The organism is Collinsella sp. TM05-38, from assembly GCF_003466445.1.
Taxonomy (GTDB): Bacteria; Actinomycetota; Coriobacteriia; order Coriobacteriales; family Coriobacteriaceae; genus Collinsella.
Genome location: NZ_QSPM01000013.1, coordinates 16,019 through 29,600, shown reverse-complemented (window position 1 = coordinate 29,600; position 13,582 = coordinate 16,019). Strand labels below are relative to the sequence as shown.

Sequence of the window (13,582 nt, the reverse complement as noted above, 5' to 3'; positions counted from 1 at the left end):
GGGGTGCTTGGTTTTGGAAGTTCGCGAAGCCCACTTCTCAAAACCAAGCACCCCGCCCCGGGTCTCGTCTGTGTATTTCCCGCTGAGCGAGCTATAGATGCCATGCACCGATGCGCTAAAGCGGCGACTTGAAATTGGTGCTATATTTAGCTCGAGTTGTTAAGTGTTAGTACGGGAGTCTGATATGGGGCTGTTCAAGAAGAAAAACCCGCAGGATGCCTTTGATCCCGATGTGTTTACCATCACGGACACGATTTTGGACCCGCCGCGCTTTACGTTTTTGCCGGCTATCTACCAGGATGCCACGCGTCGCAAGTGGGCCGTGCATCAGCGCGGCGCGACCCCGAGGATTTTTGACTACGCGGATGTGCTGCAGTGCGAGATTGTCGAGACCGGAAATCCCGAGGATGTGCCGCAGCTCAGCAATCGAGAGCTCGCTCAGCAGATTTTGATTAACCCAGCTCAGGCTACCAAAAACAATGCCGCCAAGCGTAACATGTGCCTTGGTATGGGTGTCGTCGTTGCCGTGCAAACCGGCGAGGATGAGATTTCGAAGCTTGAGATTCCTGTGACTGCGGGCGAAGTCAAGCGAGACTGCGGCCTATATTGGTCGTATCGGAACGTTGCGGAACAGATCAAAGAAGCCTTCGACGCCATGGGGCGTTCGGAGCAATGATGCCCGCAGCATCAAGCGGTCGAGGAGCCTTACCCATGTCGAGTGAACCATATGCGATTCCGCCCAAAGATCGCGCCTTTGAGGGCATTCTTTGGTATATCAAACATTATGACCTGCAGGGTGGCGACCGGCTGCCCGCCGAGCGCGTACTCTGTGAAGAGCTGGGCGTGTCCCGCACGGCGTTGCGCGCTGCGATCACGCGTCTCATTTCGTGCGGAACCTTGGAAAGCCGCCGCGGTTCGGGCACCTATGTATGCCCGCCCAAGCCGCTGAACATCTTTCAGGAAACGTGGAACTATACGCAGGCGGTGGAGAGGGTCGGCTCAAAGTCAACCGCACGCCTGGTATGCTCCAAGGTCGTGTACGCCGATGTCGACCTGGCCCAAAAGGCCCAAATCGAGCTGGGCATGCCGCTCTTCTGCATTCGGCGCGTGCGCGTGGTCAATGGTTCCCCGGCGTCGATCGAGACGGCATACGTCAATCTGTCTTTGTGTCCCTCGCTTCCCGATCACGATTTCGAGCAGGAGAGCCTCTACGACGTTTTGCTCAAAGAGGGGAATGTCCGCGTGTCGCACGGCAAGGAGCATATTTCCATCAGCCGTCTGAACGCCGACGAGGCCAAGTTGCTGGATGCCCAGGAGGGCGCCCCGGTGTTTTATAAGGCTTCGCACGAGCGCGATGAGAACGATGGCTTTGTCGAGTATTGCAAGTCCGTGACCCTGCCGACCAAGTATCGATTTGCCGATAACGGTGAGGCAGACGGCGTTGCGACGAAGGTGGGTGTCGAATGGCTGAGGCAGTAGAAGACTTGCCGGTTTACAAGCAAATTCGCCGCTGCATTGCGGAGCGAATCGAGCGCGGTGACTATCCGACGGGCTCGATGATTCCGTCCGAAAATGAGCTGGCCGAGGAGTTTGGCACGACGCGCCTGACCATCCGCAGCGCCATGGATGAGCTGGTCAAAAGTGGCCAGATTCGTCGCGTGCAGGGCAAGGGCGCCTTTGTGGGGCACAAGTGGTTTGACGAGCACGCTCGCAAGGGCGGCTTCCGTCAGTCGGTTTTAGCTTCGGGCGCGACGCCGTCGGTGCGCATCCTGGCGCGCTCCAAACGCTATGCCGGCCCGTATTATGCCGACTTGTTTGGTATCGGCGAGGACGATCTGCTCTACTCGGTGCGCCGTCTTAACTGCATTGATGGTGAACCCGTGTCGATCGAGATGACGCTGATCCCGTGTCTGCTGTTCCCTGGCATCGAAGACGTGGACATATCGGTTTTCAGCCTGTATGAGACCTATGACATGTTGGGCCGAAAGCCAGATAAATCGATTGAGAAGCTCGATATTGAGGCGCTGGGCGCACGCGATGCGAGTTTGCTCGATCTTGAGCCGGGCGACCTGGCCCTCGTGCTGGAATGCCTGACCTATGACTCGAGTGGACAGGTTATCGAGTGTGCCAAGTCTTTTACCCGCGGCGATGCCGGCGGATATACCTACAACTATTAGTGTTCAGAGCGTCCTTGTGTACGGCAGGGCGCTCGTCTTTTATGGCCATATGTCGCTTGACCGATGGGCGGCAAAAACTGACCGTCTACCGAAAGAGGAGGATGAAATCGAAAAATCGGTATTAAAAACGTCTAACCTGTAATCGTTCACTGGTATTAAGAACCTTTGAATTGTTGAGCTTGGGGCCAAGATGACCACAAGGTTAGGCGGTGCGACGGGACGGTAAGCCCGTCCGTGCCGTGTGACAATTCAAACTGCTCGTGAAAGGAGCGGGAATGAAGGAGACCGAGAAGATCGAGATCATGCACTTCGACCAGGAGGGCTACCTCGAGGACGGCAGGAACGTCTACGAGGCGGGCAAGAAGATGACCGCGCTGGCCGACCGCGTGCACGAGGAGGGCTACGACGCCGTCTTCCTGATGGGCGTCGGCGGCACCTGGGACGAGTTCATGCAGCTCGAGTACCTCATGAACAAGTTCGGCGACCGCGACCTCGAGGTCTACCTGATCCACGCCGCCGAGTGGAACGTCATGGGCCACAAGCGCATGACCGACAAGTCCGTCGTGCTGACCGCCTCCGAGTCCGGCACCACCCCCGAGGTGCTCGAGGCCATCGGCAAGATGAAGGAGATGGGCGTGCGCGTCTACGCCATGACCAACCCCGAGGGCAAGATCGGCCGGGCCGTGGGCGCCGAGAACTGCGTCATGATGGCCTCCGACCACGGCGCCGGCGGCTGCGAGAAGGGCTACTACCTCGCCGACTGCTTCGGCCTGCGCCTGCTCAACCGCCGCGGCTGCTTCCCCAAGTTCGACCTGTTCATCGAGCAGACGAAGGACGTCTGGAAGGACATGCTCGACATCCGCAAGCGCTTCGAGCCGCGCGCCGAGGAGCTCGCGAAGAAGTACGCGCTGGCCGACTACACCATGTTCATCGGCTCGGGCGCGCTGTGGGGCGAGACCATCCTGTACTCCATGTGCCTGCTCGAGGAGATGCAGTGGAAGCGCATCCGCCACATCACCTCGCACGACTTCTTCCACGGCACGCTCGAGCTGCTCGAGCCCGGCGTCCCGGTGTTCCTGTTCATGGGCGAGGACGAGTGCCGCGCCCTCGACGAGCGCGTCCGCGCCTTCCTCACCAGCGGCGTGACCGGCGACGAGGACTACGTCATCATCGACACCGCCGAGTACGCGATCCCGGGCCTGGACGACGACTTCCGCGTCATCGTGTCCCCCTGGATCCTGTCCGTGCTGACCACCGACCGCCTCTCGCGCAACTACGAGCTGGTCACCAAGCACAACCTCAAGTACCGCCGCTACTACCACCAGTTCGACTACTAAGAGCTGGTCGCAGGTCCGATATCTTGGCTGGTTGATATCTCGACCCTACACAAGGGCGTCCGCATTTGCGCGGGCGCCCTTTTTGCGTTGCTGTCGGCGCAGGGTGTCTTCGGCGGAAAGTTCATCCCGGGCTTGCGGCTCGGAGTGGGACGCGCTTTCCTGCTGGGCTGGGGGAATCGCCAGATTGAGCTGAGGGCTCGCCCCTATGTTTCTAAATGAATACGCTGTGAGCCGAGGGAGACGATTTTCCCCGCAAGCACTCTAGTATGCTAAAGTACCCAGAAGACCGGCGGAGCTATGCCGGTCTTCTGTTCTATGCGAAGCACAGCATGAGGAGGCTCACCAGATGACGGCCACACCGTGGGGATTCCGGGACATATTGCCCGAGGAGGCTCAGGCACGCGAGGAGATCGCATGTACGGTGAAGGGCTGCTTTAGGGAGCATCATTACCTGCCGGTTGAGACGCCGCTGCTCGAGGACAAGGGTTCGCTCGAGGAAGGTGGCCGCATTGCGGACACGCCGTTTAAGCTCTTTGACGATGATGGGCGTTTGCTGGTGGTCCGTCCCGACAACACGTTGCCGATTGTGCGCTTGGTTTCGACCCGCATGCGCGCGGCCGATCTGCCACTGCGTCTTCGCTACGAGGCGCCGGTGGTTCGTGAGTGCCAGCGCAATGCCGGCGGCTCGCGCCAGTTTACACAGCTGGGCTTTGAGCTTATCGGTGCGGGAGATACCGCGGGCGATGTCGAGATTGTCTCGCTGGTAGCCGAGGCCGTGCGCAAGCTGGCGTTGCCCGATGCGCGCATTATCGCAGGTAGCGTGCGTCCTTTTAAGGAGCTGCTCGCGGCGTGCGAGGATCGCGAGCTGGCTGCCGAGGCCCTGCGCTGCGTGCACGCCAATGACTTTGTGGGCCTCGATGCCCGCGTGGCGGCAAGCGCCGAGCCCGAGGCCGTCAAGGCCGCCATTAGCGAGCTGCCGCGCTTGCACGGCGGTGCCGAGATACTCGACCGTGTGGATGCGCTGCTGGAAGCTGCCGGTATCGTCGCGCCGCTGACGCGCGAGCTGCGTGCCCTGGTCGAGGGCCTGGCTCCCGAGGACGCCCAGGTGCTGTCCTTCGACTTCTCCATCATGAACTCTTTTTATTACTACACGGGCCTGGTCTTTAAGGCCTATGCCGGTGGCCTGCCCGATCCGGTGGGTTCGGGCGGTCGCTACGACTCCATCTTTACCGGCGCGTTTGGCGATGGCATCGAGGTACCGGCGGCGGGATTTGCCTTTTCGCTCGAGCGTCTGGAGGCCGCGCACACTTCGGCTGAGGACGCCGCTTCCGACGGCGACCACGCCGCGGGCCGTGGTGCCGAGGGTCCGCTGCGCATCGCCGTTCCCAAGGGCTCGCTTAAGGCCGACACGCTCGACGTGCTCGAGGCCGCGGGCCTGGACGTCTCCGAGCTGCGCGACCCCGGCCGTCACCTGATCGTGCGCGGCCGCGATACGCGTGCCGGCGAGGGCGCGGTCGGCGATATCGAGTTTGTCATCGTGCGCCCCAGCGATGCGCCCGCCTTTGTGGGCTGCGGCGGTGCCGACTGCGGCATCTGCGGGTGGGACTCGCTCATCGAGGCCGACCTCAACTTGCTGCAGCTGGTCGATTTGGGTTACGGCCTGTGCACCTTTATTGAGGCTGAGCCCGCTTGGCGCGCCGGTCAGGCCGAGCGCAACTATGCCCGCCGCGGTTCGCTTCGCGTGGCAACCAAGTACCCGCGCATCGCGAGTGCCTGGTATGCCGAGCGCGGCGTGAACGCCGACATTGTTTCGCTGCACGGCAACATCGAGCTGGGACCCATCGTCGGTATGACCGATCGCATCGTGGATATCACCGCCACGGGCGCCACGCTGCGCGACAACGACCTGGTCATCACCGGCCGCATTATGGACTGCACGGCCCGCTTCTTCGTCAACCCGGGTGCCGCGCGCCTGGATCCGCGCGTTCGCAACCTGGCCGATCGCCTGGCGGCTGCCGTGAAGGACAAGCATTTTGAGCCCGTCGCGGGCTCGGCACAATAGCGCGAGCGCGCACGGGCGCCCCCATATCCGGACTGCGGGCCGATTGGTGCCGCTGCCCGGCATCTCGTTTTCCAAACGCAACCTCGACCGATAGGGGATACCGATATGAAGACCATCAAGCTTGCTCCCGGTGAGCTCCTCGTTGCCAACCAGCTCAACCGCAAGGGTGTGCTGCCGCAAAACATCGTCGACGCCGCCCGCGATATCGTGGCCAACGTGCGTGTCAACGGCGATGCTGCGGTGCGCGATTACTGCCAGCGTTTTGACGGTGTCGAGCTGCAAAGCTTTCGTCTGCCGCAAGAGCAGATCGATGCTGCGCTCGAAGGCCTCGACCCGGCCTTTGTCGCCGCGCTCGAGAAGGCTGCGCGCCAGATCCGTGAGTTTCACCAGCGCGAGGTCGAGCAGAGCTGGTTTACCACGCGCCCGGACGGCACGATGCTCGGCGTTAAGGTGACCCCGCTTGCCGCGGCCGGCATCTACGTGCCGGGCGGTCGCGCGCAGTATCCCTCCACCGTGCTCATGAACGCTATCCCTGCCAAGGTGGCCGGCGTCAAGCGCGTGGTCATGGTGACGCCGCCACAAAAGGACGGCCTGATCAGCCCCTATACGCTCGCCGCGGCCAAGCTCGGCGGCGTGGACGAGATCTATATGGTGGGCGGCGCCCAGGCCGTGGCCGCGCTGGCGTACGGTACCGAGACCATTCCGCGCGTCGACAAGATCACCGGCCCGGGCAACGCCTTTGTCGCCGCGGCCAAGCAGATTGTCTCGGGCGACGTGGGCATCGACATGGTCGCCGGCCCCTCCGAGGTCTGCGTGCTGGCCGATGCCACGGCCAAGCCCATGGTGGTCGCGGCCGACCTGATGGCCCAGGCCGAGCACGATCCGCTGGCCGCCTGCTATCTGGTGACCTGCGACGAGCAGTTTGCGCGCGAGGTCGAGGCGGGTATCGACATTCTAGTGGCGCAGTCGCCGCGTGCCGAGATCACGCGCTCTTCGCTCGACAACGAGGGCACCATCGTGGTGGCCGCCGATATGGCTGCCGCCGTCGAGGCCGTGAACACCGTGGCGCCCGAGCACCTGGAGCTGCACTGCAAGGATGCAATGGGCCTGCTCGGCGGCATCCGCAACGCCGGCGCCATCTTTGTGGGCGCCTGGAGCTCCGAGCCGCTCGGCGATTATGTTGCTGGCCCCAACCACACGCTGCCGACCGGCGGCACGGCCATGTTCTCCAACCCGCTTTCGGTCGAAGAGTTCGTCAAGCGCTCGAGTGTCATTTGCTATACACCCGAGGGCCTGCTCTCCGATGCTCCTGCCACGCAGCGTCTAGCCGAGGCCGAGGGTCTGTGGGCACACGCGCTTTCTGCCGCCCTGCGTCGTCGCGTGCTGGAACAGGGCGAGGATTCCGTGAGCGCCGAGTCGCTGGCGGCGGCCGACCTGACCAAGGTTGCCTGGCCGGGCGACGCCGCGGCGACGGTCGCCGAGGGTGTGGACTTGGCGGCTGCGGGCGCGGATGGCGCTAACGCGACCGGCGGGGAGGCCTAATATGGCCGAGCTGACGCCTCGCATGAAGGAACTCGTCCAGCCCTACTTGGCCGGCATTGAGCCCTACGATCCCAACTTTACGCCCACGCGCATCAACCTTTCGGCCAACGAGAACACCTATCCCGTGCCGGCCGGCGTGCGCGAGGCGGTCGACGCGGCGCTCGCCGCCACGCCGCTCAACCGCTATCCCGACCCCATGTCCAACGACCTGCGCGACGAGCTTGCCGCTTGGCATGGCGTGGCACGCGAGAACATCTGCGTGGGCAACGGCGGCGACGAGCTGCTCTATAACTACCTGCTGGCGTTTGGCGGCGCGGGGCGGACCCTGCTCAACTGCCCGCCATGCTTTAGCGAGTATGCGTTCTTTGCGTCGCTCTGCCAGACCGAGGTGAGCGACGTGTGGCGCGATCCGGTGACCTTTGAGCTCGACCAGGCTGCCGTGCTTGCGGCAGCGCCCGAGTGCAACCTGGCGATTGTGACCTCGCCCAACAATCCCACGGGCGACGTGGCGCCGCTCGACTTTATCGCTGCCCTGTGCGATGCCTGCCCCGGCATGGTGATGGTCGACGAGGCCTACGTGGAGTTTGCCGACGATTCGTTTGGCGCGGCCACCACGGCGCAAGGGCTTATCGCCGAGCATCCTAACCTGGTGATTTTGCATACGCTGTCCAAGGCGTTTGGCGCCGCCGGCACGCGTCTGGGCTACGTGATCGCGGCCCTCGAGGTCATCGACGTGTTCGCGGCGATTCGCCAGATCTATTCAGTCAACGTGCTGAGCCAGGCCGCGGCGCTTGCCTGCGTGCGTGCCCGCGATGCGTATGCGCCTGTGGTGGCGCAAGTTGCATCCGAGCGCGAACGCGAGTTGTGCGCCCTGCGCGCAATGGCTGCCGAGGGCATGCCCGTGGAGGCGTGGCCGAGCGCAGCGAACTTTGTGCTCGTGCGCACGCCGCACGCCACGCGCGTGCGCGAGCGTCTGCGCGATGAGTATTCGATTTTGGTGCGTGACTTTAGCTACGCGCCGGGGCTTGCGGACTGTCTGCGCATTACCGTGGGTACCCCGCAGGAAAACGACGAGGTGCTGGCAGCGTTTGCCGCGCTGGTGAAGGAGGAGATGTAGATGGGCCGTTATGTCGAGGTGACCCGCAAGACGGGCGAGACCGACATTGTCGTTAGGCTCGATCTGGACGGATCCGGCGTGTGCGATATCTCGACCGGCGTGCCGTTTTTCGACCACATGCTCAACGCCTTTGGCCGTCATGGTCTGTTCGATCTGACGGTACATGCGGTGGGCGACGTGGAGGTCGACGCGCACCACACCGTCGAGGACACGGGCATTGTGCTGGGCGAGGCGTTTTGCCAGGCACTGGGTGACAAGGCGGGCATTACGCGCTTTGCCGATGCGGCGATTGCCATGGACGAGACGCTCGTGATGGCCGCCGTTGATATCTCGGGTCGCGGGCAGGCCTATTGCGATCTACCCGTGCCGACCGAGCGCGTGGGCACCTTTGATACCGAGCTGGCCGTCGAGTTCTTCTACGCTTTTGCGCGAGACGCCAAACTCACGCTGCACGTGCGCGAGCTGGCGGGCGGCAACTCGCACCACATTATCGAGGCCGCCTTTAAGGCCGTGGGACGCACGATGCGCCACGCCTGCGAGCTTGATTCCCGCGTGCAAGGAATCCCCAGCACCAAGGGCTCACTGTAACCGCCACAAGGGTAAAAACCACCACAAAGGTGCCTGTCCCCTTTGTGGTGGTTTTGGATGATGGAAAAAGGAGGGTCGCGTGGGCGAACCGAAGATCGTGGTGGTCGACTACCACAAGGGCAACTTGTCGAGCGTCGTGCGCGGGCTTGCGCGCGCCGGTGCCGCTGCCTGCACATCGGATGATCCGGAACAGATCCGCAACGCCGACGGCCTGGTCATCCCGGGCGTGGGTGCGTTCTATGACGCGATCGCCTTTATGCGCCAGAGCGGCGAGGAGGCGGCCGTGCTTGACGCCGTTGCCGCCGGAACTCCTCTGCTCGGCATCTGCCTGGGCCTTCAGCTGTTTTTTGAACGCGGCGACGAGGGCGTGCCGGCGGACGAGGGCGCGGACGACGATGCCTCCGAGCAGGCCGGCGGTCCCTGGGTCGATGGCCTGGGCATTATGCGCGGCTCGTGCACGCGCTTGGAATCGAGTCGCCTGAAGGTGCCGCACGTGGGCTGGGACCAGGTGCACATGACGCCCGCCGGCGCGGCCGATCCATTGCTCGCCGGTTTTGCCGAGGGCGCCAACATGTACTTCACCCACAGCTATGCGGTGGCCGACGATGTCGATGCCGCCGATGTTCTGGCGCGCACGCACTACACGCGGAGCTTCCCGTGCATCGTGCGCCACGGCAACGTGTGGGGCTGCCAGTTCCATCCCGAGAAATCCTCCGCGCTGGGACAGCGCATCCTTAAGAACTTCGTCAACATCGTCGAGGAGGCCGGCCGATGATTCTGTTTCCCGCAATCGATTTGATCGGCGGCAAGGTCGTGCGCCTGGAGCGCGGCGACCGGAGCCGCTGCAAGGTATATTCCGACGACCCCGTGGCCGTTGCCCGCTCCTTTGCCGAGCAGGGTGCGAACTGGGTGCATGTCGTCGACCTGTCCGCTGCCTTTGGCGAGGATGAGGACGCATGCGCTGCCAACTCGACGGCGATCAAGGCTATCTGCGGCGTCGACGGTCTGTCTGTGGACGTGGGCGGCGGCGTCCGCTCGCTCGCACGCATCGACGAGCTGGCCGGCTATGGCGCGCGCCGTATTGCGCTGGGGACCGTGCTGGTGACCGAGCCGGGTTTTGCCGAGGTGGCAGCGCGCGGCTTTGGCGAGCTGCTGGTGGCAGACATCGCCGCCCGTGACGGCCAGGTCAAGGTGAACGGCTGGCGCGATGGCGCGGGCGTGGCGCTCGATGATGCGGTGGCGCAGCTTTCCGAGCTGGGCTTTAAGCATTTGGTGTACACCGACATCGCGCGCGATGGCATGCAGACGGGCATCGACGTGGCGGCGTATCGCCATGTGGCCGAGGTCGCGGGTTTTCCCGTCGTGGCTTCGGGTGGCATCTCGACACTCGACGATATCTGCGCGCTTGCCGCGGTGGGTGAGGATGCTATTGAGGGTGCGATCACCGGTCGCGCGCTCTACGAGGGCAACTTTACGCTGGCACAGGCGCTGGCCGCCGCCCGAGGGGAGGAGTAGCCCATGCTTACCAAGCGTGTGATTCCCTGTCTGGACGTTAAGGACGGCCGCGTGGTCAAGGGCGTCAACTTTGTGAGCCTGCGCGATGCGGGCGATCCGGTGGAGCTGGCGCGCGCCTACGACCGCGAGGGCGCGGACGAAGTCGTGTTCCTGGACATCACTGCGACGAGCGACAACCGCGCGACGACCATTGAGATGGCGGCGCATGCGGCCGAGGAGTTGGCCATTCCCTATACCGTGGGCGGTGGTTTTCGTGACCTGGCGGGCATGCGAACCATGGTGGCTGCCGGTGCCGATAAGGTGTCGCTCAACTCTGCTGCCGTGCGCGATCCGTCGCTGGTCAGCCAAGCTGCCGCTGCATTTGGCAGCCAGGCCGTGGTCGTGGCGATCGATGCCAAGCGTGTTGGTTTGCCCGGTGAGCCGGGAGCCGACAAGTGGGAGGTCTTTACCGCGGGCGGCCGTAACGCCACGGGTATCGATGCGGTGGCGTGGGCCGAGGAAGCGGCTCGTCGCGGCGCCGGTGAGATCTTGCTCACCAGCATGGATCGCGACGGCACCAAGGCTGGCTTCGACCTGGCACTCACCCGCGCCGTGGCGCGCGCGGTGCCGATCCCGGTGATCGCAAGCGGCGGCGTGGGCACGCTCGAGCATTTTGCCGAGGGCGTGATCGAGGGCGAGGCCGACGCCGTGCTGGCAGCAAGTGTCTTTCACTTTGGGACCTTCAGTATTCGCGAAGTCAAAGAATACATGGCCAGCCAGGGAATACCTGTGAGATTGGACTTCTAAATGGAGCAAGTGACAACCGCGGCAGAGCTCAAATACGACGACCGTGGGCTGATTCCTTGTGTGGTTCAGCAGTATGACACCGGTGAGGTGCTTATGGTTGCTTGGATGAACGAGGAATCGGTGGGGCTGACGCTCAAGACCGGGACCACGTGGTTTTGGAGCCGCAGCCGCCAGGAGCTCTGGAACAAGGGCGCGACGAGCGGCAATATGCAGGAGGTCAAGGAGCTCTGGGCCGACTGCGATAGCGATACGCTGCTGGTCAAGGTCGACTCGCCGGGTCCGGCCTGCCATACCGGCAACCGTACCTGCTTCTTTAGAAAACTCGCGTAGGGCGGGCGCTCGACCAGGCGCTTGGCCAACCAGAAAGGATTGAACCATGGGTGTGCGCACCGCGAATGTTCAGGATGGAAATATCGGTGAGACGCTGACGGGGCTCGCCGGGGTGATTCACGGCCGTCGCGACGCATCGCCGCAGGAGAGCTATACCGCTCGCCTGCTGACCGATGTCGAGGACGAGCTGCTCAAGAAGCTTGCCGAGGAGGCGAGCGAGGTGATCATGGCCTGCAAGGATAACGACCACGATCACATCCGCTACGAGGCCGGCGACCTGATCTACCACCTGCTCGTGACGCTCGAGCGCTACGGCATCACCCTCGATGAGCTGGCCGGCGAACTCAACGCCCGCCGTCAATAGTTGTTTAAGAACGTCCCCAACGACTAGTCTTAGGCGAGGGGCGTGGATTCCCATTCGCCGGTGGGGTGGGGGATATCGAAGGCCCGGTAGCCACAGTCGTAGGCGTGTGCCTGGGCCTCACGGATGTTCCAGCAGATGTCGCGGGCACGGTGTGCGTCCGAGCCAAAAGTAATCGGCACCTCGGCGTGGGCAAAGCAACGCAGCAATCCGGTTGCGGGATAGTAGTCGTCCAAGCCCTTACGCGGCGCGGCGGTAGAAACTTCAACGCGGCGGCCCGTGTCGTGGGCGCACTCGGCCATCTGCTCCCAAAAGGGCATGGGGTTAAAGTCGGGCGCAAAGCCCTCTTTCGAAAAACGCATGACTAGGTCGGGATGGGCCATCACGTCAAAGTTGAGCGAGCTCTCGCAGGCGCGGCACCAGTCGTCGACATAGCGCTCCCATACGCCGCGCACGCCTAAGTTTTCCCAAACATGCAGGTTGGTATCGTCGTCAATCCAGCCGCAGAGCGAATCGGGCGTGTCGGGGCGAGCGACGTCCTCTGTCCCCGCCGTGCTTGCGGCGCCTGCCGCAATATCGCCTGGGTTGCCAATCCAATGCACGCTACCCAGGCGTACGATGGCGCCCTGGGACCAGCTCTCAACCAAAGGCTCGCAACCTTGGTACCAATCGCATTCAAAGCCATAGATAAGCTCGAGCTCGGGTGCGATCTGCACGGCAAGCTTGCGGGCGTCCTCAAAAGCCAGGCGGTGCGCCGGCAAGTCGCTTTCGACAACCTGCACCTCGCAGTTAGCATCCATACTGGAAGGCAAGGTGAGGTGGTCGGTCGAGACCATGACCCGACAGCCAGCGGCCGCGGCAGCGCGAACGTTTTCCTCAAAGGAGGCATGGCCGTCCGAAAACGAGGTATGAGTATGGCAATCGACCAGCGGGCATGCGGGCATGGCGACTCCTTTGCATTTGGCGAATCCGCTCCATTGTAATGGCGCAACTCTCAAAACGCCGGGCACGTCGGAGGTCGAAATCGATTGGAAAGGCTGCGCGGCGCGCGGTGCGGTCTCGCTTGCGCTCTCAAAACGTGTACGTCAGCCTCCAAAAACGACAAAAAATGGCATATTTGGAGGCTGACGTACGCGTTTGGATAGGGGCGAGGGCGGCGATGGACGAAAGTCACGTCTGCGCCACGTCCGGTGTGCTAGCGTTTGGATGAACAAAACGAGCCCGTGCGGAAAGGACCCGGACTGTATGCAATGCGATAGCAAATTCCCGCTGTCCCGCGAGATCGATGCGCCCGGAACCATCGTCAAGCTGGAATGCGACATCGACGATGCGTCGCCCGAGGTGCTCGCCTACGCCGCCGATCGCCTGCGCGAGGCGGGAGCGCGCGAGGTGCACTGGCTGCCCCTCTACTGCAAGAAAGGCCGCCCCGGCTGGCAGCTGCAGGTGATCTGCTCCCGCGAGGACATTGACCATCTGCAGACGATCATCTTTTTGGAAACCACGACTAATGGCATCCGGCGCCAGGTCATGGAGCGCGTTTGCCTGCCGCGCCGCTTTGAGCAGGTCGCAACGCCTTGGGGCGAGGTGTCCGTTAAGGTGGCAACCCTGCCCGATGGCAGCGAGCGCGCCGCACCCGAGTACGAGGACTGCGCCCGCCTTGCCCGCGAGCACAACGTGCCGCTCCAACGCGTAATGCAGGCGGCTCAGGGCGCGGTACTACGATTTGAGTAACACGGTCAAGTAACGCGCCACGCCAACCCTATTTGC

General features: G+C 63.2%; 15 protein-coding genes. 14 read left to right on the top strand and 1 reads right to left on the bottom strand.

Annotated features, from left to right (window positions below; genetic code table 11):
- Positions 1 to 184 precede the first annotated feature (184 nt).
- From DXD49_RS07865 to hisE, 13 genes are all read left to right on the top strand, one after another.
- A complete protein-coding gene (locus DXD49_RS07865; protein WP_117794671.1) occupies positions 185 to 676 on the top strand; it encodes a hypothetical protein in 492 nt (163 codons plus the stop codon).
- A gap of 35 nt (positions 677 to 711) precedes the next feature.
- The gene (locus tag DXD49_RS07860; RefSeq protein ID WP_117636070.1) at positions 712 to 1,479 is read left to right on the top strand and encodes a GntR family transcriptional regulator; all 768 of its coding nucleotides are present in this window, start codon (positions 712 to 714) and stop codon (positions 1,477 to 1,479) included.
- Positions 1,464 to 2,177 carry a GntR family transcriptional regulator gene (locus DXD49_RS07855; RefSeq protein ID WP_055252186.1) on the top strand — a complete coding sequence of 238 codons (714 nt, stop codon included), beginning with the start codon at positions 1,464 to 1,466 and terminating at the stop codon, positions 2,175 to 2,177. Before DXD49_RS07860 ends, DXD49_RS07855 begins: the two co-directional genes overlap by 16 nt.
- Positions 2,178 to 2,452: 275 nt before the next feature.
- Complete coding sequence (locus DXD49_RS07850; RefSeq protein WP_055252703.1) at positions 2,453 to 3,514, top strand: SIS domain-containing protein; 1,062 nt, start codon at positions 2,453 to 2,455, stop codon at positions 3,512 to 3,514.
- A gap of 346 nt (positions 3,515 to 3,860) precedes the next feature.
- A complete protein-coding gene (gene hisG / locus DXD49_RS07845) occupies positions 3,861 to 5,576 on the top strand; it encodes an ATP phosphoribosyltransferase (RefSeq protein ID WP_117794670.1) in 1,716 nt (571 codons plus the stop codon).
- A gap of 105 nt (positions 5,577 to 5,681) precedes the next feature.
- A complete protein-coding gene (hisD, locus tag DXD49_RS07840; RefSeq protein ID WP_117794669.1) occupies positions 5,682 to 7,118 on the top strand; it encodes a histidinol dehydrogenase in 1,437 nt (478 codons plus the stop codon).
- Between the two features lies 1 nt (position 7,119).
- On the top strand, positions 7,120 to 8,235 hold the full coding sequence (gene hisC, locus DXD49_RS07835; protein WP_199569006.1) for a histidinol-phosphate transaminase: 1,116 nt from the start codon (positions 7,120 to 7,122) through the stop codon (positions 8,233 to 8,235).
- The gene (gene hisB, locus DXD49_RS07830) at positions 8,236 to 8,823 is read left to right on the top strand and encodes an imidazoleglycerol-phosphate dehydratase HisB (protein WP_117794667.1); all 588 of its coding nucleotides are present in this window, start codon (positions 8,236 to 8,238) and stop codon (positions 8,821 to 8,823) included.
- A 79-nt stretch (positions 8,824 to 8,902) separates the two neighbouring features.
- A complete protein-coding gene (locus tag DXD49_RS07825) occupies positions 8,903 to 9,598 on the top strand; it encodes an imidazole glycerol phosphate synthase subunit HisH (protein WP_117743682.1) in 696 nt (231 codons plus the stop codon).
- Complete coding sequence (locus DXD49_RS07820) at positions 9,595 to 10,338, top strand: HisA/HisF-related TIM barrel protein (protein WP_055252390.1); 744 nt, start codon at positions 9,595 to 9,597, stop codon at positions 10,336 to 10,338. The genes DXD49_RS07825 and DXD49_RS07820 overlap by 4 nt, the downstream gene beginning before the upstream one ends.
- Positions 10,339 to 10,341: 3 nt before the next feature.
- Positions 10,342 to 11,124, top strand: coding sequence for an imidazole glycerol phosphate synthase subunit HisF (gene hisF, locus DXD49_RS07815; RefSeq protein ID WP_055252389.1), 783 nt, complete (start codon positions 10,342 to 10,344; stop codon positions 11,122 to 11,124).
- Positions 11,125 to 11,454 (top strand): phosphoribosyl-AMP cyclohydrolase, encoded by a 330-nt coding sequence (gene hisI / locus DXD49_RS07810; RefSeq protein WP_055252388.1) that lies wholly within the window; start codon positions 11,125 to 11,127, stop codon positions 11,452 to 11,454.
- A 46-nt stretch (positions 11,455 to 11,500) separates the two neighbouring features.
- Positions 11,501 to 11,818 carry a phosphoribosyl-ATP diphosphatase gene (gene hisE, locus DXD49_RS07805; protein ID WP_055252387.1) on the top strand — a complete coding sequence of 106 codons (318 nt, stop codon included), beginning with the start codon at positions 11,501 to 11,503 and terminating at the stop codon, positions 11,816 to 11,818.
- Positions 11,819 to 11,847: 29 nt separating this feature from the next.
- On the opposite strand, the gene DXD49_RS07800 is transcribed toward hisE, so the two are convergent.
- Entirely contained in the window at positions 11,848 to 12,759 is a 912-nt protein-coding gene (locus DXD49_RS07800) for a PHP domain-containing protein (RefSeq protein WP_117794666.1), read from the bottom strand.
- Positions 12,760 to 13,060: 301 nt separating this feature from the next.
- On the opposite strand from DXD49_RS07800, the gene larC reads away from it, so the two are divergent.
- Positions 13,061 to 13,546: a nickel insertion protein gene (gene larC / locus DXD49_RS07795; protein ID WP_233541775.1), complete on the top strand. Its 486-nt coding sequence runs from the start codon at positions 13,061 to 13,063 to the stop codon at positions 13,544 to 13,546.
- Positions 13,547 to 13,582: the final 36 nt, after the last annotated feature.

Bases quoted from the DNA above. Each gene is read 5' to 3' on its own strand.
- DXD49_RS07865 (WP_117794671.1), top strand. From the start codon at position 185: ATGGGGCTGTTCAAGAAGAAAAACCCGCAGGATGCCTTTGATCCCGAT.
- DXD49_RS07860 (WP_117636070.1), top strand. From the start codon at position 712: ATGTCGAGTGAACCATATGCGATTCCGCCCAAAGATCGCGCCTTTGAG.
- DXD49_RS07855 (WP_055252186.1), top strand. From the start codon at position 1,464: ATGGCTGAGGCAGTAGAAGACTTGCCGGTTTACAAGCAAATTCGCCGC.
- DXD49_RS07850 (WP_055252703.1), top strand. From the start codon at position 2,453: ATGAAGGAGACCGAGAAGATCGAGATCATGCACTTCGACCAGGAGGGC.
- hisG (WP_117794670.1), top strand. From the start codon at position 3,861: ATGACGGCCACACCGTGGGGATTCCGGGACATATTGCCCGAGGAGGCT.
- hisD (WP_117794669.1), top strand. From the start codon at position 5,682: ATGAAGACCATCAAGCTTGCTCCCGGTGAGCTCCTCGTTGCCAACCAG.
- hisC (WP_199569006.1), top strand. From the start codon at position 7,120: ATGGCCGAGCTGACGCCTCGCATGAAGGAACTCGTCCAGCCCTACTTG.
- hisB (WP_117794667.1), top strand. From the start codon at position 8,236: ATGGGCCGTTATGTCGAGGTGACCCGCAAGACGGGCGAGACCGACATT.
- DXD49_RS07820 (WP_055252390.1), top strand. From the start codon at position 9,595: ATGATTCTGTTTCCCGCAATCGATTTGATCGGCGGCAAGGTCGTGCGC.
- hisF (WP_055252389.1), top strand. From the start codon at position 10,342: ATGCTTACCAAGCGTGTGATTCCCTGTCTGGACGTTAAGGACGGCCGC.
- hisI (WP_055252388.1), top strand. From the start codon at position 11,125: ATGGAGCAAGTGACAACCGCGGCAGAGCTCAAATACGACGACCGTGGG.
- hisE (WP_055252387.1), top strand. From the start codon at position 11,501: ATGGGTGTGCGCACCGCGAATGTTCAGGATGGAAATATCGGTGAGACG.
- DXD49_RS07800 (WP_117794666.1), bottom strand. From the start codon at position 12,759: ATGCCCGCATGCCCGCTGGTCGATTGCCATACTCATACCTCGTTTTCG.
- larC (WP_233541775.1), top strand. From the start codon at position 13,061: ATGCAATGCGATAGCAAATTCCCGCTGTCCCGCGAGATCGATGCGCCC.